The organism is Pirellulales bacterium (assembly GCA_036490175.1).
Classification (GTDB): Bacteria; Planctomycetota; Planctomycetia; order Pirellulales; family JACPPG01; genus JACPPG01.
Window position 1 is genome coordinate 1 of the sequence record DASXEJ010000390.1, and the last position, 20,616, is coordinate 20,616.

Annotated in this window: 23 protein-coding genes; 3 read left to right on the forward strand and 20 right to left on the reverse strand. The window is 62.6% G+C overall.

What is annotated here, in order from left to right:
• Positions 1-244: 244 nt before the first annotated feature.
• From VGG64_29840 to VGG64_29850, 3 genes are all read left to right on the forward strand, one after another.
• Positions 245-1,795: a choice-of-anchor tandem repeat NxxGxxAF-containing protein gene (locus VGG64_29840; GenBank protein HEY1603841.1), complete on the forward strand. Its 1,551-nt coding sequence runs from the start codon at positions 245-247 to the stop codon at positions 1,793-1,795.
• An 89-nt stretch (positions 1,796-1,884) separates the two neighbouring features.
• A complete protein-coding gene (locus tag VGG64_29845) occupies positions 1,885-3,021 on the forward strand; it encodes a tyrosine-type recombinase/integrase (protein ID HEY1603842.1) in 1,137 nt (378 codons plus the stop codon).
• 1,977 nt (positions 3,022-4,998) lie between these two features.
• Positions 4,999-5,175, forward strand: a complete 177-nt coding sequence (locus VGG64_29850) for a hypothetical protein (protein ID HEY1603843.1) — start codon at positions 4,999-5,001, stop codon at positions 5,173-5,175.
• Here the strand turns inward: VGG64_29850 and VGG64_29855 are convergent.
• The 20 genes from VGG64_29855 to VGG64_29950 form a co-directional block, all read right to left on the reverse strand.
• Entirely contained in the window at positions 5,172-5,879 is a 708-nt protein-coding gene (locus VGG64_29855; GenBank protein ID HEY1603844.1) for a hypothetical protein, read from the reverse strand. The genes VGG64_29850 and VGG64_29855 overlap by 4 nt on opposite strands.
• A gap of 39 nt (positions 5,880-5,918) precedes the next feature.
• Positions 5,919-6,428, reverse strand: a complete 510-nt coding sequence (locus VGG64_29860) for a hypothetical protein (GenBank protein HEY1603845.1) — start codon at positions 6,426-6,428, stop codon at positions 5,919-5,921.
• A 34-nt stretch (positions 6,429-6,462) separates the two neighbouring features.
• Positions 6,463-7,470: a hypothetical protein gene (locus VGG64_29865; protein ID HEY1603846.1), complete on the reverse strand. Its 1,008-nt coding sequence runs from the start codon at positions 7,468-7,470 to the stop codon at positions 6,463-6,465.
• Between the two features lie 8 nt (positions 7,471-7,478).
• A complete protein-coding gene (locus VGG64_29870; protein ID HEY1603847.1) occupies positions 7,479-9,419 on the reverse strand; it encodes a hypothetical protein in 1,941 nt (646 codons plus the stop codon).
• Positions 9,403-9,681, reverse strand: coding sequence for a hypothetical protein (locus VGG64_29875; protein ID HEY1603848.1), 279 nt, complete (start codon positions 9,679-9,681; stop codon positions 9,403-9,405). The genes VGG64_29870 and VGG64_29875 overlap by 17 nt, the downstream gene beginning before the upstream one ends.
• A gap of 32 nt (positions 9,682-9,713) precedes the next feature.
• Entirely contained in the window at positions 9,714-10,109 is a 396-nt protein-coding gene (locus VGG64_29880; protein ID HEY1603849.1) for a hypothetical protein, read from the reverse strand.
• A 109-nt stretch (positions 10,110-10,218) separates the two neighbouring features.
• Positions 10,219-10,629: a hypothetical protein gene (locus VGG64_29885; GenBank protein ID HEY1603850.1), complete on the reverse strand. Its 411-nt coding sequence runs from the start codon at positions 10,627-10,629 to the stop codon at positions 10,219-10,221.
• A gap of 3 nt (positions 10,630-10,632) precedes the next feature.
• On the reverse strand, positions 10,633-11,055 hold the full coding sequence (locus tag VGG64_29890) for a DUF3168 domain-containing protein (protein ID HEY1603851.1): 423 nt from the start codon (positions 11,053-11,055) through the stop codon (positions 10,633-10,635).
• The gene (locus VGG64_29895; GenBank protein HEY1603852.1) at positions 11,052-11,456 is read right to left on the reverse strand and encodes an HK97-gp10 family putative phage morphogenesis protein; all 405 of its coding nucleotides are present in this window, start codon (positions 11,454-11,456) and stop codon (positions 11,052-11,054) included. The genes VGG64_29890 and VGG64_29895 overlap by 4 nt, the downstream gene beginning before the upstream one ends.
• Before the next feature lie 8 nt (positions 11,457-11,464).
• Positions 11,465-11,761: a phage head closure protein gene (locus VGG64_29900; GenBank protein ID HEY1603853.1), complete on the reverse strand. Its 297-nt coding sequence runs from the start codon at positions 11,759-11,761 to the stop codon at positions 11,465-11,467.
• Positions 11,762-11,899: 138 nt separating this feature from the next.
• Positions 11,900-12,277 carry a hypothetical protein gene (locus tag VGG64_29905; GenBank protein ID HEY1603854.1) on the reverse strand — a complete coding sequence of 126 codons (378 nt, stop codon included), beginning with the start codon at positions 12,275-12,277 and terminating at the stop codon, positions 11,900-11,902.
• Positions 12,278-12,279: 2 nt separating this feature from the next.
• Positions 12,280-12,681, reverse strand: a complete 402-nt coding sequence (locus VGG64_29910; GenBank protein ID HEY1603855.1) for a hypothetical protein — start codon at positions 12,679-12,681, stop codon at positions 12,280-12,282.
• Entirely contained in the window at positions 12,668-13,687 is a 1,020-nt protein-coding gene (locus VGG64_29915) for a hypothetical protein (GenBank protein HEY1603856.1), read from the reverse strand. Before VGG64_29915 ends, VGG64_29910 begins: the two co-directional genes overlap by 14 nt.
• Before the next feature lie 156 nt (positions 13,688-13,843).
• Positions 13,844-14,281, reverse strand: coding sequence for a hypothetical protein (locus VGG64_29920; GenBank protein HEY1603857.1), 438 nt, complete (start codon positions 14,279-14,281; stop codon positions 13,844-13,846).
• A gap of 37 nt (positions 14,282-14,318) precedes the next feature.
• On the reverse strand, positions 14,319-14,549 hold the full coding sequence (locus VGG64_29925) for a hypothetical protein (protein ID HEY1603858.1): 231 nt from the start codon (positions 14,547-14,549) through the stop codon (positions 14,319-14,321).
• A 36-nt stretch (positions 14,550-14,585) separates the two neighbouring features.
• Positions 14,586-15,938, reverse strand: coding sequence for a phage major capsid protein (locus VGG64_29930; GenBank protein HEY1603859.1), 1,353 nt, complete (start codon positions 15,936-15,938; stop codon positions 14,586-14,588).
• A 309-nt stretch (positions 15,939-16,247) separates the two neighbouring features.
• A complete protein-coding gene (locus tag VGG64_29935) occupies positions 16,248-16,877 on the reverse strand; it encodes an HK97 family phage prohead protease (GenBank protein ID HEY1603860.1) in 630 nt (209 codons plus the stop codon).
• A 2-nt stretch (positions 16,878-16,879) separates the two neighbouring features.
• Positions 16,880-18,553, reverse strand: coding sequence for a phage portal protein (locus VGG64_29940; GenBank protein ID HEY1603861.1), 1,674 nt, complete (start codon positions 18,551-18,553; stop codon positions 16,880-16,882).
• Between the two features lie 144 nt (positions 18,554-18,697).
• Positions 18,698-18,904: a hypothetical protein gene (locus VGG64_29945; protein HEY1603862.1), complete on the reverse strand. Its 207-nt coding sequence runs from the start codon at positions 18,902-18,904 to the stop codon at positions 18,698-18,700.
• Positions 18,901-20,616 (reverse strand): terminase TerL endonuclease subunit (locus VGG64_29950; GenBank protein HEY1603863.1); only part of this gene is annotated, 1,716 nt, incomplete at its 5' end. The genes VGG64_29950 and VGG64_29945, both read right to left, overlap by 4 nt.

The window sequence follows — 20,616 nt, forward strand, 5'->3', positions numbered from 1 at the left end:
AGCAGCACTACGGGCAAGATCTTACTGGAGCCAGTGCCGTGAAATCCTCCTGCGAGCCATCACACTCAACGTGATGATCCTCAGGCCATGCCACGGTTTCTACAGAGCAGGTCACCAACGATTTGCCAACCGCTTATCCACCGCTGTAGCCGCAGCATTACTCGTCAATGTGGGGTGGACGCCACTACTTTCAGTCGCAAAAGGCGACGTTCGCTCTAATGTATCGACGGTTGCGCTGAGCGGGATGCAAGCTCCAGGCGCAAGCCCGGGCACGACCTTCGACGCGCTGAATGTCGCTGGTCCTTCAATCAGTCCGACGGGACAAGTCGTCTTCACATCGCAGCTTTCCGGAGGTGCGTCACCATTCGGAGTCTGGACTGGCGACTCACCTGGCAATCTCACGCCGGTCGCACTTGTTGGGCAACAAGCGCCAGGAACCGCGTCGGGAGTGGTGTTTACCACAGGCGATATTTCTCCGCCACGAAACGTCAACAGTCAAATCGCCGCGGTCGGTCTGCTGGGAGGACCCGGCGTTAACGGAAACAATGATGAAGGCATCTGGGTTGGCCAACCCTCTATAAGCTCTCTGCTCGTTCGCGAGGGATCTCCCGCGCCGTTGCCAGGAGGACTCCAGTACGGTTCCTTGGTGGCAACGTTTTCAGAGAACCTGCCGTCACAAAGTGATTCAGGACGAATCACGTTTCAAACTGGCCTACAAGACAGCGGGGGCAACCCGATTGCCGGGGCGGCCGATTTCAGTGCGCAAGGAACAACGATCACACCGCTAGCCTTTACTGGCGGTGCTGCGCCTGGGCTGCCTGCTGGTTCGACGATTACCTCGCTCGGGTCGCCAGGAATTAGTCCAGGAAACATCGTCTTCTTCCCGGCGACGTACAACAATCCGAGCGGGCCTATCGTAAATGGGTCGATCATTTATGGGGAGAATTTCAACATTCAACCTGTTTCGCCCAGTATCGTGGCTCAAAGTGGCGGCATCGCTCCAAACATGGGTGCCGGGGTTACCTTCCAGAATGTGTCATATGTCTCCACTGCAGATGGTACGAATGTTCACGTTAACTCAATTGGGCACACAGTATTCTTTGGAACAGTTACGGGTCCTGGAATCACGCCTGGAGTGAACGATCAAGGAGTCTGGGAGGCCGGAATAGGCACCTCGTTCCTCGTGGCGCGGACCGGAGTTGCGGCGCCGGATGTGCCGGGTGCGACGTTTAGTTCATTTGCCGACGTCGGTATTAGCATCGAACGAGACGCCGTGCTGGCGCAAATCGCCGGCCCCGGTGTCACCGGCGACAACAATATGGGGATTTGGACAGGATTGGCCGGCAGTCTCCACCTAAGCGTGCGTGACGGCGACGTCGTTTCCGACGGGTTGAACCCGCCATTGGTCGTCAGTAACCTCAGTCACTTTGCAATGGCAGGCGTGGATGATCTTGTATTCGAATCAGGCACGGGCGCGGCGACGGTTATACTTGGCGAGGATTCGCTAAATCATATTGTCGTTATTGCGCGCCCCGGAGATGTGCTTGAAGTTGCACCCGGCGACTTCCGCACGATCGCCTCGGTGGAGCTATACCATGGAGGCGAAACCGGCGGTGGACCAACCCCGATTGACAATCAGAATCAGGTTGGATTCTCGGCGACATTCACCGACGGCAGTTCTGGGATCTTCATTTCCAACGCCCTAACCGCGCCCGAGCCCTCGACTCTAATCCTCGCCGCGTTCGGCGGACTAGCGTTGGTCGCATGTCGACACTGGCACGCACGCAGGGCATGAGCGAAGGGGGGCCGCGCCGAGTAGCTGCCGATGCTGTTGCTGGGCAAAACACCAGCGAATTTGGTACGCTGATCTGAAAGGAGCCTTTTATGAAAGCGTGGCTGTTTCAGGATCATCGGCAGAAACAGAAGCTCGGCGATAAGGCGCCCTGGTCGGTTGGGTGGATTGACCCAGACGGCAAACGCCGGTCAAAGCGTGTCGGATCGCACAGCATGGCCGAAAAGTTTTGTCGCAAGGTAGAGGGGCAACTCGCGGCTGGCACCTATCAAAGCACGAGCCGCAAGACGTGGGCTGAGTTCCGGGCAGAGTACGAAGCCAAGATTCTGCCGCGGCAGGCCAGGAAGACTCAGGAGGTGACCGTATCTGCTTTGCGTCATTTCGAACGTATCGTGGCGCCGGGCAAGATGTCTTCGATTAAGACGGAAGCGATCGACGGCTATGTCGCCACGCGGCAAACCGAGAAGGGTAAAAAGCCCAAGTCGACCGTCTCGCCGGCCACGGTTAATCGCGAATTGCGACACCTGAAGTCTGCGTTTCACATTGCTCACGACTGGGGTTATTTGGTGACGCTGCCAAAGATCCGGAAGATGCGAGAGGAGTCCCGGATTGGCGCCATTATGACTGTGGAGCACTTCAAAACGATCTACGAAGCCTGCGATGCCGTGGCAGCGTTGCCCGAGGGTATCGCAACCCCCGCAGGTGCGTGGTGGCAAGCACTGCTCGTCTTCGGCCTGACAACTGGGTGGCGAATCGACGAGATACTGTCACTCCGTCGGGACGACGTCGACCTCAAGACGGGCGCGATCCTGACGCGCGCGGTCTCAAATAAGGGGCGGCGCGATGAACTAGACTATCTCACGCCAGAAGCCTTGGACCATGTTCGAGGCGTGGTCGGATTCGAGCCACTCCTGTTCTGGTGGCCACACGACCGCGGTGCCTTATGGGACGAGTTCCAGCGCATACAAAACGCTGCTGGGATTGCCCTCGTGTGTCCCGACGCTGCACGGCACCAATGCACTGCCTCGTGTAGTTTCTACGGCTTCCACGCCTTGAGGCGAGGCTACGCAACCATGAATGTGGAGCGGATGTCAGCTCCTGAACTCCAAAGAAAGATGCGGCACAAGTCGTTCTCCACGACGCTCCGCTACATCGGCTTGGCGGACAAGATGAAGAAAGCGACCGACCGAGTGTACGTGCCGGACTTTTTGAAGACGGGGGCCAGTTGAAACGGCCGTTGAGTGTTTATGGAGTGTTGCGCTCAGTCAATCGCCAATTACACCCTCCATGTGGCGCAACAAAAACGCCCGAAACTCCATTGGCCATGGAGTTTACGGGCGTGATTGCGTAGCGAGGGCGACGGGACTCGAACCCGCAACCACCGGATCGACAGTCCGGTTTAAAGCACCTGGGGGTCGCTCGCGCGGGGGGCGAAATCTTTCAACGTGGAAAGGTTCAACGCCGTCGATACCCCCCCTGTTTCAATTTCGCGGCCGCGCGCGCATGGCTTGCTACGCGGCATTTGGGCACGGGCGTATAAGATTTTGCCCCCCTCTCCCCCCTGCAAGAAAACGTCGTCCCGCGATGCGCGGGCGGCGATAACCAGCGCGATGAATGCAGGAACGCCGCAGCCGCGAACAGTTGGTGAGCTGATAGACGCGCTCGCAGCGTTCGATCGCTCGTTGCCGGTTGCGGGGATGTGGGAATGCCAATACACGCAGATTGGCGTGTACACCGCGCCGTTCGCAAGGCCTCTCGACGCAGCATGGGATGCAATCGACGCCGAGACGATGGTGCTTATTGATTGCGACCACTGCGAATGGCAATCGATCGCATCGCAATAACGCAGGTCAAGGCCGGAAGCCTCGAAACCATCGCGGGCGGTTATCATCAGCGCGATGCTTGATCACGCGCCAAAACAGCACGCCGTTGTGACGGTAGTTTTCCAGCCATCCTCTCAGCGGCTTCGCTAACGGTGATGTGAAGTACCAGCGATTGATTGCCCGCTCGTTTGCCGGGCACGGGCACCGCTTGAAGGAAGGATCGAAGAACTGCCGAAACGCGATGTATCGCCGCTGAGTGATCCCCACGCTGGAAAGCGCTACGCGTATCATTGAACCAAGCCCCATCGCGCCTTCACAGTCGCAATCTATCCGATCGGGTCCGTAGATCGACCAGACTAGCCCGGGGCATCCCTTCGCGCATTTGTACGCGGTTTCCTCGCCGAGCGGCGTCGGCCTTGTGCGATGCGTAGGAATGAAAACGCACTTGGTGACGCTCGATTTCATACCGAAGACACCATACAAGAAGCGCCTGAGTAGTCGCAGAATAACATTGCTTGAGAGGCATCTAGCGGAAGCATGAGCGGCGACGTCAAAATACAGGTTGTCCCCGGAGAGGATGAATTGTCAAATGTAGCTACACTTGAATAGCTGCAATCGCCGCCAGAGCCCGCGTATAGAACTGCCTTCATTCCTATGCCGCCGCCAGCGCTGAAGATCGCAAAGGCGCTAGCGCCGATCTGGACAGTGCCGAGAATCGTAACCGTGCAAAAACTGGGTGAACCAATGCACGACCATTGGCACCCGACGACGGTGCCCAGAAAAACCGTCGTCTGATTAAGATTCCCGCAATCAGAGCTGCACTGGGAAGGCGTAAGCTCTCCAATACCGGCATAAGTAACCGCATATTTCGCGGACATTTGACCGCCGTCGTTGACGCATATCGGACAGAGAGCGACGGCGCCACTCTTGCATGTCGCGGGGCACGTCGAGTCGGTTCGCGAAAACGAAAAGTTGTCAAAAGTAACACTTGCGGCCGTCGCGCCAGTTCCCAGACCAGCACCGCTCGGGGCTGAAGGCGACGTGATTGTCCCGGCCGCAACGTGCAACGTTCCCGCCGTATCCTTTGCGAGAAAGCTCGCGGTAAGTCCATCCTCGGAAATGCAAAGCGTGTACGTCGCGCTTCCAAAATTCCCAAGCGAAGAGCTTATTGTCGTCGACGAGCCTCCAGCCACTTGTATGACCTGAATGAATGTCCCGAATTTCACCTGTCCGTAAATGAAGTTGCTGCTGTCCTGCCAGCCGCCAATCACGCGCGCAAGGTCTCCGCTTGATCCGCTGCAATCGGCCTTGACGATCATCGCTTGCGTACCGGCAGGCTGTTGCGCTGTCGCAATGCGGTAGCCACCCGTCGTCGAGCAGGACATGACGCCGGCCGCGATGGTCCATGTGCCATTGGTCGCCGTCGTCCAATTTGAAGAGAGATCGTTAGTGGCGAACGTATCGGCGAAGACCAAACAGGTCGTCGAGCCACAACAAACGCAGCCTGGCGAGAAGGCGATCGCGAACAGGCAGAAGAAGATAATCCAGAACATCACTTAACACTCCGCCGCGATGCAGTAGGCCACGCCGTTGATCCAGTAAACGTCGTAGTATTTAGCGGCAGTCACATCGCCCAACTGGCTGTACACGTTGGGGATCGTGATGCTGGTCGCCGCTTCGGATCCGCCCGCGCCGGCCCATAAAGTGATCGTGCCGCTTGAGCCTTTTGAGAAACCGGTGGCGAACTTGCCGGTTACCATCTCGATCCCGTGCCAACGGCAATCGAGCGTTTTCAGCGTCGCGTTTTGCACGCCGAATACGAGCGCCGTCTCGGGATAATTCTTGGTGAGGGTCCATTGGCTTGGCTTGGGCCCCCAGCCATCGCCGTAGGCGGGCGTGCCGGTGTCGTAGGCCACTTCGGCGCCGCTATCGAACGTCAGCCAACCCGTGTCGCCGTCTTCGACGGGCACGCCGCTATTGATCGCATACAGGCGTGAAAAGGTCGTGCTGGGCTGGTCGCCGGTGATGATCCTCACGGCCGGGTCGCCGGTGCCGATTTGCGTGTTTCCGGTAATGCGCACCACGCCGTGGGCGGGGCAGGTGCTTGAGCCGTCATTGCGCCAGCCGAGCCAGCGCAAGCCGTGCGTATTGCGGTCGCCCTGCGCAGGCGGACCATTCTGGCGCATGCTGCGCAGGCGGCGCAGATCGCGGGCCAGATCGCGCACGGCGCGTCGGCTGAGCTGAACGCCCTTCTCGCGTGCCATTTGATTTCCTGGGAAATAAACCCGCCGCGCGGCCGCGATCTACGGGTGCGCTTCCTCGTACGTGAACGTGGCGTGCAGGCCCTTGGCTTGGGTGCCGCTGCCCCCGGTCGTGACCATGATCTGGAAGACGTCGCCGGCGACGAACGAAACCAGAGCGCCCAATGTGGCGGCCACGGCCACCAGCAGCGTCGTCGACGAGCTCAGCGCGATCGGGGAGGCAAGCACAGTTGCGAACGCCGCGCCCCCCGTGCTCTTTTGCAGATCGATCGATAAGGTCGAGCCGCCGCTGATCGCGGTGCCGGTGTTGATTACCGCGAAGTCGACTATGGTGCCTGCCCCGCGGGCGATGTGCAGGCTCTTGGTGGCGTTGGCCACAGTCGTCGCCGGGTCGGCCACGTCGTACTCGGCCGCCTGGTGGCGGATGAACTTCTCGGCCTGGATGCCCGCGTTGGTGGCAATGTTCGCGTCGCGGATGGAGCCGTTCGGCGGCACGAAGCTGCCGCCCACGACAAGATTCCCTGGCACAACCAGATCGCCGTCGACTCTCATGGCAAAACGTCCTTTGCAAACAATTAAAGGGTTTCTAGGTGACCGGCAGCGCCGAGTAGTAGAGGTCCAAGGGCGCAAAAGCCATCCGCTTCAAGCGGGGTGGGTTCAAGTAATAAGGCTCGTCCGGATCGTCGTCCGATTCCTCGTCCTCGGCGCCGCCCGTGCCGCCGCCCGATTCCTGATCGTCGAGCTCTGCGCTTTCGACGTCGTCCTCGTCCCCTTCTTCCTCCTCGGCCGGCTCGGGAACGGCAGGCGCCGGCACACCCGTGCCGTTGAGCAGCGTCCCGTCCTTTTTCAGCAGCAGCGGCTCCATCCCCGCGTCGAGCTTGATCAGGTTATCCGACGAGTCGAAAAACCAGGTGCCGCGATTGAGCACCGGCTCTTCCCAGCCTTCGCGGTTGAAATGGATCTCGTACCGCACCACCCGAAAGCGCACGTTGTTTTCGAATTGCTCGTCGCCGATATCCGGGGGCTGCATCTTGGCCGTGCCCGGGGGCGCCCCGTAGAACTCGTCGGTGTTGATCGCGTCGGCGTAGGCGATCGCCGTCAGCGCCGGGAACGTCGGCTCGTTGCGCTCGATCGTGAGCACCGGGCGCGAGTCGTCGATTTCAAGCGCTGGCAAAATGATCTGGCCAGCCGTGGTGGCAATCAGGTTACCGTTCTTGTCGCGGACAATGGGCCGCGAGAATTGCGCGAACTTGAGCGACACCTTGGGAGGTCGATCGCAAGGGTTTTGCAGGTTCTGGTTGGGATCGACCGCGTTGTCCCATTCGGCCGTGGCGTACCAGCATTTGCCCTCCTCCCCCGATTCGACGCTAACCTTGCGGCACAGCGCCGAGAAATCGTCGTAATAGGGCGCGTAGCGAAAGGGAAGCGGATTGGGGAGCACCAGCGAGGCCTGCACCACGACCGAGCGCGGGCCCATGGTGGGATCGTCGACGCGGATCTGATACTTTTCCGAATAGTGGGCAATGTAATTCTCGTCGAAGCTGGCCTTCCGCCAGCCTGGCCCGCGCAGAATCTTGCAGCTCAGAACGCCCATGGCCTCCCCTAATTCAGATTGACCACTTCGGGGGTCGGCGGCGAGTCGAGGCTCCCTTGGATGCTGCGCAACACGTCCAGCGATTGCTTCTCCGTGCGGAGAATCTCTTCGTTGGTCTTCAGGCCGCCGCGATCGCCGAAGCGTGCGGCGATATCCGCCTGGCTGCCGCGCACGATGGCGCCCCCTTGCTCGGCCGTCTTGCCGCGGCCGGCCAGGTCTTTGCGGACCTTCAGCTCTTCGCTGCGCAAGGCCCGGTCGAAAACCTGTTGGCTGATGAAGCCTTCGCTGTGCAATTTGCGCAGCTCGCGCATGCGCTTGGTAAGGTTTTCCAAGGGGGTGCGCACGCTGTCGACCACTTCCTTGGCCTGCTTCGCGCCTTCGATGCGCCGCGCGTCGGCCTGGGCCTTGTCGATCTGCGATTGCGTGGCGCCCATCCGCTTGAGCATGTCGATCCGCTTTTCGGCGTCGGTCATGAAGGCCTCCGCCGCGTCCTTCTGCAGGCGCGCCAATTCCTCCTCGAGTTTCTTGCGCTCTTCGGCCGCCTTGGTCTGCGCGTCGGCCGCCTGCAGGCGGGCTTGCACCGCGGCGATCTGCTCCTCGGTGGCGCCCGCCTCGCGCAATAATGCCACGCGTTTCTCGATGGCCGTCAGCCCCGCAAACGAAGCCTCGCGCTCGATGTCCGCGATCTCCTTGGCCATTTCGGCCATCTTCTGCCGCTGGTCGATCTGGGCAGCCAAGATTCCAGCCCGTTCGCGATCCTCGGCCGTACCGCCGAGCGACGCGATCTTGCTGGCCATCTTCTCGGCCTGCGTCATGCCACTTTGCGCGAGCTCTTTTTCGAGATCTGCGATCGCCTCAGTTATGTTCTTGCGCTTCTCGGCCGCGTCGGCAATGTCGAGCTGGGCCTGCAGCTGCTGCTCCCAATGACCACGGTCAAATTTGCCGCCTGCCTTTTGCACGTCCTCCTGGGCTTTGTCGAGCATCTTGGCGAACTCGTATTTTTTCTTCTCACTGTCGCTCATCGCGTCCGTCTTGTTCGCCTCTTCCAACGCTTCGACGTAATCGAAGATTCCCTTAGTCGCGGCCTGGGTGGCCTCATGAACCTTCTGCATCTGCGCGATCTGGCTGAGCTGCTCGCTGCCCGTGGTCAGCCATTGCCATGCTTTCACGAGGCCGTATGTGATCCCCGCCACTATGGCGATCGCAGCCCCAATGCCGGCCCAAATTGGCAGCCCAATTGCCGCCAACGCGCCCAGAGCGGCCGTGCATGCCCAAACGGCCGCTGTTAGCACCAGCTTTGCCGCGGCCCAGGCCAGCGTTATTGGCGTCATGGCCGTTCCGAAAACCAGCCAGGTCGCGGTCTGGACGATCAACCGCACCAGGAGCACATGCACGAGAATTCCCACCACCGCGGCGAAAGCCTTGACGGCCACGACGGCCGCTAGGAACACGGGCGGATAGTTGGCGATGAAGTTGAACGCCCTTCCAGCGATTCCTCCGAGCAAATTAAAAAACGAAGCTGCCTTCTGCAGGACGCTATTGAGAATGCCAGCCGTGGCATTGAAGTTGGCGGTGCGCGCAAGGCCGCGGCCGAACGAGGCGTACATATGATCGACCGAGTCCGTGACGGACTTATAGCTGGCGGCGAGAGTGACGGCGCCCGCGGAGCCCGCGTTGGACATCATTCCCGCGCTCTGCGCGGAGGCGAAGCTCTTCACGCTACGCGCGACCAGCGTACTGGCGCCGGCCACTCCAATAATCGTTTTCAGGTAGCCGCCGGCGGCGCCGTTGGCCGCGGTCCATCCGGCCGTCGCGGATTTAACAACCGCATTGTTACGTACGACCGCGCTGGCTGCGCGTTCGGCGACGAGCACCGATCCAGCCATTACTTTAACAAAGGGGCTGTTATCGGCTGTCAGCCGCACGGCGATGTTAGCGATCGTCGACATGGTGTGTGCCTCGCCGCGTGAGCCCGCGGCCGTAGGCCACGGCCGCGTCGAAAATGGTCTCTTGTTCGTCGATCGACTGCCGGCGTTTGGGCAGCCGCACGGGGAGAAAGTCCTCGGCCTCGAGCGGCTCGCGTTCGTAGGCGCCCGCCGCGTTCACGACCGTGGCGCAGATCTCGCCCGTCTGCCGCCACTCTTCGCCGTAGGGCTCGACCAGGTAATACGCATACTCCTCGTCGAGCTCCCGCGCCGGGATGCTGCGCATCATCTCTCCCCTGGTGCGACCAAGCCGATGCGCTAGCCGGTGTTGGAAGCGGAGCCAGGGGTCTCCTCGGATTTTTTTACGAGCTCTCCCAGGTCCAGGTCGGTAATGCCGCTCAGCCGCGCGGCCACGCTATAGATCCGCTCCAAGGGGAGCGCGCCTTTGTCGCCGAGCCATTTCACGTCGCTGTCGTCGAACACGAGCGCTCCCTGCTCGTCGACGCAGGAGAGCACCACCAGCCGCGCCCGCGCGTTCTGCATGTCGACCTTGGTCTTGCGCCCCTTGCGCTGCACGAAGGAGGCCTCGTACTCGTCGCGTACCTTGCCCGAGACGCCGCGCACCCAAATGTCGCCGCCCCATTCGGGCACCGCGACCAGCTCGCGCTGCACGTCGTCGGCCGCTTGGGCCTGGGCCCGCGTGATCAGAGCCATGGATCATTTCCTGGGAAATAAAAAGTGTTCACCACGGAGACGCGGAGGCACGGAGCCGATAAGCCTGTCCCCGTGTCTCTGTGCCTCTGTGGTCGATTCGTGCGCGCGCCTAGCCGGTGGGCGCGCCGGTGATGCGGATGGTGAGGTCGAGCTCGAGCAGGTTGTCGATCTTGGCCGTGCCGGGCTTCCAGTCCTCGATCCAGCCCGTGAACTGTTTGGTTTTGGTGGGGCTGCTCTGCAGCACGACCTGGAACAGCTCGTCGGCGTTGTCGTCGGTGTAGAAGCTGTTCTCGAGGTATTCGTGCGTGCTGTCGTTGGGGTCGTACCAGCATTTCAGCGGCAGCGAGCCTCCGCGCAAGATCCCCTTGAAGGAGTCCTCGGCCTCGTCGTCGAGGCCCGTGGCTTCGATGGCGTTGCGCTTGGGCTGCGGCATCATCACTTCGGTCCGCTGCGCAACCGTGGTATACGTGCCGCTGATCTTCACCTGCAGCAGCGTCCCCTTACCTTTAACCTTGGCCATGGCCTAACTCCCCGGAATGCTTTCTTCGTGCAGGACGCGATACTGCAACAGTTTCCGCTGATTTCCCTTTTCGTCGGCCAGGGCGCTGGCCTCGTACATATCGCGCTCGTCGTCCGAGATCGCCGACAGGACCAGCGTGTCGCCCGCTTCCCCATCAAAGCCATCCAGCCAATCGCGGACCGCTTCTTCCAACGCCTCGGCTTGCGGATAGTCGTCCGCGGTCCAAACGTCGATCTGCACCAAAGGAGCAGCCGCCCCAAGCGGTCCATCGATGTCGTGGATCCGGCCGCCGCTAAAGCGCGTGAACACGAGCGCGGGCATAGGGCTGTTCTCGGGACGCGCGCCGCAGTAGATGCGGGTGCCGCAAAGGGCCACGATCGCATCCTGTAGAGCGGCGCTTGCGCGCAGGTCGGTGACCAGGCTCATCGCTTGCTCACCTCCCGCTCGACCGCCCGGCCCACGGCACGGGCGGCGCTCGCGCGATGCTGCTCGAGCGCCGGCCGCATGAAGGGCCGCGCATGGCGGGTGGCCGTGCCGAACTCGATCGCGGCCGGATAGTAGTAGGGATCCGTGGCAGGGATCCGCATCTTGGCCCTGGTACCGGTGCGCACCTCGACTGCGACCTTGCGCTGCGTGCTGCGGTCGCGGCAGGTAATGTTGTCGGCGGTCAAGCCGGTCTCGCGCGGGCAGAGCGCGGCGGCCGTCTCCCGTACCAATTCCCCTTGGGCAAGCATTTCCTCACGGGCCGCGGCCAGAGCGCGCGCGGGGAGCGAGGCCAGTATTTCGGCCGTCTGCTCAAGCCCGTGGGTTTGGAAATGGATGTTCATGAAGAGATTCAAGTGGCAGCTTTTTCGCGGCACAGCAGCCGCAGCTCGCTATGGCTGCTATTGCCGAGCACGGCTTCGATGTTGAGCGTTCGCCCTTCAAAGGTCAGTCGCATCTTCGGGCTCAGGTCGCGGCGGTAGGGAACGGTCACCTGGTGCGTCAGCGAGGCCAACTGCTGATCGGCCACGAAACGTTCCAAGCCCGTTACTTGCAGCACCTCGCCCCATAGCTTTCCCAGCACCAGGTCGCCGATCACGGGCTTGCCCGCCGCATCGATGCTGAGGATCTGGTCGGCGATCAGATTCATCCGCGTTCGTTTCGGGCCAGCCGCCATTGCAGTTCACCACGGAGACGCGGAGCCACGGAGCAGTTGAGTTGCTGCGTTAGTTCCTGCGTCTCAGTGCCGCTGTGTCCTCCTGCCGCTGTGTCTCCGTGGTTGGCTTTCCTACAAGCTGCTCAGCCGCCGGACCGAGAAGTTGGCATCCTCGCCGCTGCCATTGGTGATGAAGAGGCTCGTCACGTCCGCGGTCAGCAGGTTGGATTGGTAGCTGTCGGTCGCCCAGTGGTACGGCACGTTCGCCTTGAGCGCGATCGTGTTGGTGGGGCTGCCCGAGCTATTGGTTTTGATCGTCAAGTCCTGGTCGGTCGTCAGCCAGATCGATACCAGCGTCGCCACGGCGAATGCCAGGACCGCCTGGTGGTTCGTGGTGCCGTCGGCGACGGCCAGGTCGAATTCGTCCCCGTTGTCGCCGGTATAGGTCTTGTCGTAGCGCAGCGTGCCGCTGGGCGTAACAAGCTGCTGCGTCGCCACGTGCGTTGCCATCGCTACTCCACGACGTTGCCGTCGATGTCTAAGGTCGGCTTGTGTTCCGCAGCCGTTTCAAGCGGTTGCTCGGTCGCCGCTTCCTCGATCTCGGCTGCCGGCGGTTCCTGCCCGACGATCGTCGCTCCCGGAGCGCCAGCAAACGAGACGGCCGTGGCCGCCTCGCCGGCGCGGCGTCGGTCGTAGCGCGCGTGCCCGTCGTAATGGCCCGTGTCCAGATTGATCGCGCCCGCGAAGCCGCGCCACACGAGCGTCCCAGGCGCGAACTGCTGGCCGTCGAGAACCACCGCTTCGGCGTTCGTCGATCCTTTGACCGCGGCCAAGGGCGCGATCTGATCCTCGGCGATCGTGGCCGGCAAGCAAAAGTGGTAGGAGCGCGCTGCCCGCGTGTTATTGGCCGCCATAGCGCCCCCAGGATTGACTGGCGAGGAGTGTATCGACGGCCATCGGCACCGGCGCCTGGCCGCCCGTGCCCACGGCCTCGCGCTGCGTGTACCAGAGGGCCAGCAATTGCTTCATGGCCGTTTTGGTGGTCGCGGGAATGGCGGCCGCGGTATCGCCGTAGCCCGCCACGAAATCCACGGTGACCGCGGCGGGGCGTGGCTGCGTCGGCGGCCAACAGGTTCCCCATACTGGCACGATCCGCGCGGGCTCGTGCCCGAGATCCTTGACGTAGGTGCTGGGGTCGAGAGTCTGCTGCGTGCCGGTCAGATCGTAGTACTTCACATCGCCGACGCTTTGCACCGGTGGCAGCCGCAGCTCGATCGGCCGTCGCCAGCGGCCGTAGCCGTCCCCTTCGTAGCCGCCGTCGTTGCCGTCGAACGTGAACTCACTCGCGCCGAAGCCGGCCTGGTCGTTGCGGCGCACCCCCGGAAAATGATCCATCTGCAACTGCCAGCTGGCCGTGATCAGCTGCCGGCTCTGCCGCGTCTCGACAAGCTCCCGTGCGGCGATGATCAGGCCGCTGATCAGGTCGTCGTCGTCATAGGTGTTGGCGATCAGGATCATGTCGATCGAGATCGACAGCGAGGCCAGCCCAGCGCCGATGGCGCAGCGCAGGTAGGCGTTGGTGCCCGTGTAGGGAATCGCCAACGTGGAAAAGGCGTTGGCGTCGGAGAGGTTTTGCAGGCTGCCGTCGACGTCGGTCCAGCCGCTGGCGTCGGGCGAGTCTTGCAGCTTGACGGTAAAGGATCCGTCTGCCCCCACGGATCCAATGGAAACGTTGGCGAACGCCTGCACGCCCGCCACGGGGACGCCGTCAGTGAAGCTGCTCACGCCGTCGAGTATCGAGGGGGCTAGCGATTGCGCGACGCGCACGCCGCTGGGCGGCGTATCGACGCGCAGGTGCAGCTTGGCCTCGGCGAGCGAGACAGGTTCGATCGCCGGCGGCGTTAGCAGGACAAGGGACATGGCAATGACGAAGCCCATTCACTCACCGAAGGTTCACCGCTGAATCACTGAAACACGGAGGGGCCGAGACACTGAGACACTGAGCCGTTTAATAATTGGGTGTACGAAAAATTCCCTGAGCTGTGCCTCCGCGCCTCCGTGGTGCAATCCGTTTGCTTACGTCGCCACCTGGCGGGTGTTGGGCGCCGTGCGCGGATGGCCGAGAATCACCACGCAGGAGATATCGGCATTGCCGGTGTTCGTGGCCGGCGTGATCGTCAGCTGGACATAGCGCGCCAGGCCGGTGTAACCAATGCGTAGCACCTGGTCGTCCGAGTCGTAACGGAAACTGCAACCCGTCGGCGTGGCGGCGACACCCAGGATGCCGATGAACGACGTGGCCGCCACGCCGTCGGACAGATTGCTCGCATTCCCTTCCGTGATCGAAACCTGGAAGGTGGCGTCGGCGTCGGCGATGGTGCCGGTGGCGATCACGAACATGAGCGAGTCCCAGCCCGCGCGATCGATGATCTGCGAATTCTGCACCGTGTTGTCGGTGACGCGCACCGGGTCGATCCCGCGGCGGATATCAGTCTGCGAATTGAGGTCGGCCATGTTTACATCTTTCAGGCTGGAAAAGTGCTCGGCTGTGCTACGGCCGATGCGGCCGCACGGCGCGGCGTTTCGGCTCGACGGTGGCGGTGCGGGGCGCGGGCTCGCGGCGCGGTTCGGCCGCGGCCGGCTTCTCGGTGCGCTCGGCCTGCCCGGCGCCGACGAGCGCTCGTGCAAAACCTTCGTCGAAGTCGACGACGTCATCCACCGCGTAAGCCACGCGGTTGATGATCGCGCTCGTGAGAAATCGCACGCGCATTTTTATGATCACGCTCGGGTTCGGGAAAGAAACGCACGGCCCGCGGTTCTAGCTGTGCATCTGCAACAGCTTCACCGGATGGGTGCCTGCGTCGAGCAGGTTTCCATCGGATCTCATGAAAGCGACAAAACCTTCCTCGTCGTTGTCGGCGTACCGTTCGACCAGGCGGCGCATGCGGATCGTGCCGACGTCGCGGATCTTGTACTTTTGATGCTGGCCAAAGCTGACGATGTAGGCGCTGCCCGCGAAGGCGCTCGCCATCGACTGGTTGATGAAGAAGGGCCAATCGTTGAGCGTGTCCATCGCGCCTGTATTGAGGCCACCGCCGCCCCACAGATAGCGGCCGTAGCTGTCTTTCAACAGCCGCGTCTGCAACTTGATCGAGTCATGCAGCATGTAGCTGCACATCCCCTTTTGCCGATAGGCCGGGTCGACTGAGTGTTCGAGCTTGATGAAGTCGTCGGTGGAGACGGCGTTGTTGGCGGCCGTGGTCGCGCCGACCGCGGCGGCATTGATCAGGCCGTTGGGCATCGAAGCGCCGGTGCCGGTCGTGAACTCATCGTTCTGGATACGGCCGATGCGCTCGCCGAGCAGGTCGGAGAGCCATACCGACAGATCGAACGCCGAGTCTTGCAAAAGCTCGACGGGAACCTGCACCATCTTGCTGGTGTACTTATAGGCGCGCCAGTAGATGCGGCCGAAGGTTACGTCCTGCTCGGAAACCGTGACATTGGCCCCGATGCGAGCGCCTTTGTTGGACGTGTCGTTGACGGTGGGCCACGGAAGCTCCTCGCCCGTGTCGGTGCGGATCGTCTCAGCCGCCTGCCGAAGGCCCGAATAGCTGAGCAGGGCTTTTTCCAGGTTGTTGACGAATCCCTGGGGCACGAGCGCGCCGCCCGAGCCGGTAATTCCGGCGTCGAGGGCGCGGAATTCGCGCTTCATCTGGGGCACGTCGCGACGCAGCCGGATCTCGAAGGTGCGACGGGCCGGGTTTACTTTCATCCGCTCGCAAGCCCGCGTGTGCTGCTTGCCAAGCGGCTCGCCAAGCTGGCGGCGCATCCAGGCCTGCATGGCCCGTTCGTACATCCCTTCGTCGCGCAGGCGGCGCTCTTCGTCGCGCTCGCGGCGTTCCTTCAGCGTCAGCCGTACCTTGGGGGCGCCGTCAGGCGTCTGGCCTTCGCCGCGCTGGAGCTGATCGCGCTCCGTCTCTTCGGCCCGCTCGAGGATCTCGATCTGCCGCGTGCGGCTGTCGTAATCCGCGTTCAGAGATTCCCAGTTGGTTTTCTCTTCCGGCGTGAAGTCGCGCTTCTCGGCGGACAAGAGGTCGGCGTGTTCGCGGATCTTCTTGGCCAGTGGCGCGCGCTCTTCGCGCAAACGCTTGGCCGTCATCAGCTGCGACATGGGAAAGCTGCCCGTGTGTGAAAGTCGTGTTAAACCGTGTTCCAGGTTCTGCACGCCTTGGCGGAGCCGACTGGGCAGCCCGACGAGACTTGCACGCCTGCCCTGCATCCGCGCGGCTGACTGAGCGGCCGCACAAACGCCAGGCGACGTTCAACGGGTTCGATCCTAGACGCCACACGTGGCCTGATTCAACTGGCCAAAAAAGCCAGAGCGAAGAATTTTCACCACGGAGACACCGAGGCACCAAGCAATGCGGGCTCTCTCTCCGTGGCTCCGTGCCTCCGTGGTCGCGGCTTATTTCCGCGGAAATTAACCGAGCTCGATCGCCCGCGCGCGGGCCGCAGCGATCGCCGCGTCGACCGGCGTGCCCGGCTTCTGAAGGGCCAGGAAACGCTGTACGCGGCCGTCGACGTCGCTACGGGCCTCGGCCGTCGTGGCCGTGTAGGCCGGGAACGTCACGGGCCCCACGTCGTACAAGTGCACGCTCCGGACTTCGCAGATCCACATGTCCTGGCCGTCGCGCGTTTCGCGCCGCAGATCCTCGTCGTCGACCGTGAACGAGAACGAACTGCCCGTCACATCCTGCCGCGCCAGGTGCTGCAAGCAATCCTGGGCGATTGTGGTTTCGGCCGGGTCGATCTCGTAGGCCAGGCCCCGCGCGTCGACGCTCAACCGCATGGTGCCGGCCGCGGTGCGCCCCAGGATCAGGCTCGGGTCGTGGTTGAATAGACCGCGGCAGTCGTCCTCGCGCAAAGCGCGGTCGAAACAACCGGGCATGATCCGCTCGCAGTAATTGTCCCACAGCTGGTACTCGGTTTCGGGCGTACCATCATAGAACACCGAGCCGTACCCCCGGATTTTTTGCTTGTCACCCTCGGCGGCGCGTGCGACGGTCACCTTAGCGCGGGCCAGGGGAGTGAATCGGGTGCGCAAATTCATGGCTACGCGTCTCCTTCGGTATATACAAAATCGGTAATGGCCCGTTCCACCGCGGCCGCGACGTCGCTGGAAGTCTCGCAACGCTGGGCCGCCTGCACGGCCAGGTCGGCAAGCTGATCCCGTTCGTTGCGGCTGCTGCCGCGGCCTTGCAGTACGCGGCACGCTACCAGCGGTTTTTCCAACGACTCGGCGACCGCCGCCAGGTGCTTTTCCCGGATCTCCTGACGGTTCCCGCGCTCGAAGGCCGTTTGCAGACGGCGCCCCATCCGCCCGGCGACCTCGCTGAGCATCCCGCGCACCACCGTTTGCAGAATGCTGCGATTGGCGTCGTCGCTCGTGGTATCGTTGCCCGTGGCATCGGTACCGGTTTCATCGCCGCCGGCGTCGCCGTCGTCGGGCGGCGTGCCCGAAGATTTCCCGTTCTCGACCTTCTGCGGATCCTTCGTCGGCGCCGCGGCCGCACGTTGCGGCGGCAGATAGGTTTGGCCGACGCCGCCGATTTGCGGCGGCATATCGGAATCGGCGCGGCACTCGTCGGCCGACCACAGCCCTGCGAAGCGCATCTGCGTGTAGAGCTGGCCGCGGCTGCGCGAGTCGAGCCGCACCAGGTCGCGGCGGCGGAACTTGATTTCGTGCGATTCGTCGTCCTTCTCTCCCTCGCGCAGCAGCTTGTCGTCGCACTCGGTTTCCCAGCGGCACAGCCACGGGTCGAGCGTCTCGTCGAGATAATTCTGATCCTCCATCTCGAGCGAGGCGTAGGCCGTCCGCGCGTCGTCCCCCAGTTTCGAAGCGCTCATGTTCAACCAGTTGGCCACGTCGCGGACGTTGTACTTGCGCGACTCGAGCAACTGCGCGTCGGCCGCCGACAGCGACACCGGGTTGGCCTTGGCGCCGTTGGTAAGAATGCCAGGCCGATGCGCCCGCTCGGCCGAACGGTGCATCTGGTCCCATTGGCGCAGCGTTTCTTTGACCGCCGACTCCTTCATGGCGTTGGGGAACTCGAGCACGACCGAGGGGATGGCCGAGTTGCGGAAGAAGCGGCTGCCGTATTTCTGCTGCGCAAGTCCTTCGCCGATCGTGTTCCGTCCCTGGCGAATGGCGCTGTAGCCGATCAGACCGTCGTAACCGAGCCCCTTCAGATGCAGGACGTCCTCGGCCTTGAAAAACTCCACGTTGCCGCGGATCACGGTCGTATACCACAGCTTGCTCGCCGTGACGTCGGCCACGCCATTGGGGTAATAACGCACGGGCCAGGTCACGTGCGGCAGCAGCGGCCACAGCGTCTGTACCTCTGCGGCGCCGTTGCGCTCGATGTAGCCGTAGCCGTTTCCCACGGCGATCGCGTGCCCCGTGAGCGTCTCCTTGAACGTGAAGGCCGTCATCTGCGGGTTGGCCTTCCGTCGCAGCGGCCTATACGCAGGATGGTCCCGATCGACCGACTTGTTTTCTCCCCCTTCGTGCAGCTCGTGAACCAACAGCGGCGTCTTGGCCACGGCCGAGCTGATCAAGTTCACGCCACGCCAGAAGGCCCCCAGCGTCATCGCCGTGCGATGGTTTACCCGTTCGCCGCTCTCGCTGCGGATGCTCTGCATGCCGTCGTACAGCCACTCCTCGGCGTCCAAGGGGACCGCGGGGTTTTCGATCGAGCGGCGACTGATCAGGCGGTCGAGGAGCATGGGGGTTCACCACTGAGATACTGAAACACTGCGGCACTGAGGCACAGAGAAACTAATAAAGAAAAACGCTTGATTTGCTATCAGTTATTCAAACTTGGTGGTCCCTGCTTCCTCCGTGGCTCCGCGCCTCCGTGGTGAACGTTCCTACGGACGCGAGTCGGGGCGCTGCGGACGCCTGGGCAGCGCCGGCTGCAGTGCGCCGGCGAGACTAACTCCCAGCAAAATCGTTCCTACCGTTACGCAGGCCACGGGCCACGACCATTGGCAGATCCCGGTCGCCAGCAGCGCCAGGCCCGTCAAGGCCGTGCCGTCGCGCACCAGGCGCCCGATTGACTCTTCGCGATTCGTCATTCGTCAACACCTTCGAAAGGGTCGTACTGGCGGCCATGTTTTGGCAGCGCTTGCTCGGCGGCGTCGTCGGGCTCGCCGAGATCCTCATCACTGTAAAACCGAAAGCCGGGGTCCTCGGGCTGCTGGTCGACCATCGCTCGGCCGAGCGCCATGATCCCCGCCACAACGCCGTCGATCTTCTCGCTGCTTTTCTTTTTGTCGGGCTTCAGGTTGCCCGCCGGGTCCTGGCTGACGGCCATATTCTCGGCCATCCAATTGAGCACCTCATGATTGGTGTGCCGCAGCTTGTGCGTCACTACCAGCCGTTCGAATTCCTTGGTCGGTGCGGCCATGGAGTAAAAGCCCTGGCCGAAGGCGATCACGTTCAAGCCGTCCGCGGCCAGCTCCATCGACAGCTGCGCGCCTTGGAACAGGCGGTCGACCGCCAGGTCCTTGATCCCGTAGATATCGGCCAGCTGGTTGATATCGCGGCGGACGACGGCATAGTCCATTGCCGTCCCTTCGGTCGCACGCAGCAGGCCGGCCTTGTGCCACAGATCGTAGGGGACCTGGTCCTTGCGGCTGCGCTCGCGAATTGAATCGAGCGGGCACCAGAAGTAGACCAGCGAATCGAAACCTCCCTCGCCGTCGGGGAAGAGAAGATACAGGCTCGTCAGATCGCGGGTGCTCGCCAGGTCCAGGCCGCCCATGCACTCGCGGCCGCGCAGCTCTTCGGCCGTAGCGCCGCCGGCGCATTGTTTCCAATGCTCCATCGGGATAAAGCGGCTCTCCTGGGTGACCCACTGGTTGATCCGGTACCGCCGCCAGGCGTTCTCTCGCGCCGGGCTGTGACGCGCCTCTTCGAAGTCGGCGCGAAAATCAGCCAGGTTGATCGTGACGCCCAGGCTCGGGTTGGCCTTTCGCCAGGTGCTTTCCTTGCTCCAATCGTCGCCGTCGGCCGCCGCGCAGATCATGGTGAACTGGGAATTGTCGTGCACCTTTCCCGCGTGCACGCGCTGGGCATATTCGCGCACCTGCCAACACAGGCTGCGACGATTGAAGCCGGCCGTGGTGATCGCGAACAGCAGCGGCTGCTGCCGCGCGGCGAAGGCATAACGCAAAGTGTTCCACAGTCCGTCGCCGGTCTGGGCATGCAGCTCGTCGAAGATCAGGGCATGGATGTTCTTGCCTTCCTTGTTTTCGACGTCGGCCGACAGCGCCTGCAGGCGCCCGGAGCCATCCGGCAGCACGATCGAACGCGTGCTGGGGATCAGCCGCACCTCGCGCTTCAGCTCCGGGCTCTTGATCACCATCTGCGCGCATTCGCGAAATACGATCGAGGCCTGGTCGCGGTCGACCGCCGCACAATAGACCTCCGGGCCCGGCTCGCCGTCTCCGGTGAGCAAATACAGCGCGAGGCCGGCCGCGATCGTACTCTTGCCGTTTTTCTTGGCCCATTCGACATAGGCCTTGCGGAAGCGGCGCAGCGCCTGCTTGCCCGGCAGCTTCCAACCGAAGAGCGGTTTCACCAGCTGGTCGCGCTGAAAATCCAGCAGCTCGAACGGCTGGCCGGCGAAGCGCCCTTTCGAATGGCGGAGGAATCGCGGGAAGAAGCTGGCGGCATGATCAGCGGCGCGTTCATCAAAACGGCAGCCGTCGCGGGCGGCACGCTCGTCGGCCGCCGACTGGATCCAGCGGCGCGTCAGACGGTCGACCGATTTGGGCAGCGCGCG

Bases quoted from the DNA above. Each gene is read 5' to 3' on its own strand.
- VGG64_29885 (HEY1603850.1), bottom strand. From the start codon at position 10,629: ATGGCCAAGGTTAAAGGTAAGGGGACGCTGCTGCAGGTGAAGATCAGC.
- VGG64_29890 (HEY1603851.1), bottom strand. From the start codon at position 11,055: ATGAGCCTGGTCACCGACCTGCGCGCAAGCGCCGCTCTACAGGATGCG.
- VGG64_29945 (HEY1603862.1), bottom strand. From the start codon at position 18,904: ATGACGAATCGCGAAGAGTCAATCGGGCGCCTGGTGCGCGACGGCACG.
- VGG64_29930 (HEY1603859.1), bottom strand. From the start codon at position 15,938: ATGTCGCAGCTGATGACGGCCAAGCGTTTGCGCGAAGAGCGCGCGCCA.
- VGG64_29865 (HEY1603846.1), bottom strand. From the start codon at position 7,470: ATGGGCGTTCTGAGCTGCAAGATTCTGCGCGGGCCAGGCTGGCGGAAG.
- VGG64_29850 (HEY1603843.1), top strand. From the start codon at position 4,999: ATGACGCCGGCCGCGATGGTCCATGTGCCATTGGTCGCCGTCGTCCAA.
- VGG64_29845 (HEY1603842.1), top strand. From the start codon at position 1,885: ATGAAAGCGTGGCTGTTTCAGGATCATCGGCAGAAACAGAAGCTCGGC.
- VGG64_29920 (HEY1603857.1), bottom strand. From the start codon at position 14,281: ATGGCCGACCTCAATTCGCAGACTGATATCCGCCGCGGGATCGACCCG.
- VGG64_29840 (HEY1603841.1), top strand. From the start codon at position 245: ATGCAAGCTCCAGGCGCAAGCCCGGGCACGACCTTCGACGCGCTGAAT.
- VGG64_29900 (HEY1603853.1), bottom strand. From the start codon at position 11,761: ATGAATCTGATCGCCGACCAGATCCTCAGCATCGATGCGGCGGGCAAG.
- VGG64_29935 (HEY1603860.1), bottom strand. From the start codon at position 16,877: ATGAATTTGCGCACCCGATTCACTCCCCTGGCCCGCGCTAAGGTGACC.
- VGG64_29860 (HEY1603845.1), bottom strand. From the start codon at position 6,428: ATGAGAGTCGACGGCGATCTGGTTGTGCCAGGGAATCTTGTCGTGGGC.
- VGG64_29855 (HEY1603844.1), bottom strand. From the start codon at position 5,879: ATGGCACGCGAGAAGGGCGTTCAGCTCAGCCGACGCGCCGTGCGCGAT.
- VGG64_29915 (HEY1603856.1), bottom strand. From the start codon at position 13,687: ATGTCCCTTGTCCTGCTAACGCCGCCGGCGATCGAACCTGTCTCGCTC.
- VGG64_29870 (HEY1603847.1), bottom strand. From the start codon at position 9,419: ATGTCGACGATCGCTAACATCGCCGTGCGGCTGACAGCCGATAACAGC.
- VGG64_29875 (HEY1603848.1), bottom strand. From the start codon at position 9,681: ATGCGCAGCATCCCGGCGCGGGAGCTCGACGAGGAGTATGCGTATTAC.
- VGG64_29880 (HEY1603849.1), bottom strand. From the start codon at position 10,109: ATGGCTCTGATCACGCGGGCCCAGGCCCAAGCGGCCGACGACGTGCAG.
- VGG64_29905 (HEY1603854.1), bottom strand. From the start codon at position 12,277: ATGGCAACGCACGTGGCGACGCAGCAGCTTGTTACGCCCAGCGGCACG.
- VGG64_29940 (HEY1603861.1), bottom strand. From the start codon at position 18,553: ATGCTCCTCGACCGCCTGATCAGTCGCCGCTCGATCGAAAACCCCGCG.
- VGG64_29910 (HEY1603855.1), bottom strand. From the start codon at position 12,681: ATGGCGGCCAATAACACGCGGGCAGCGCGCTCCTACCACTTTTGCTTG.
- VGG64_29895 (HEY1603852.1), bottom strand. From the start codon at position 11,456: ATGAACATCCATTTCCAAACCCACGGGCTTGAGCAGACGGCCGAAATA.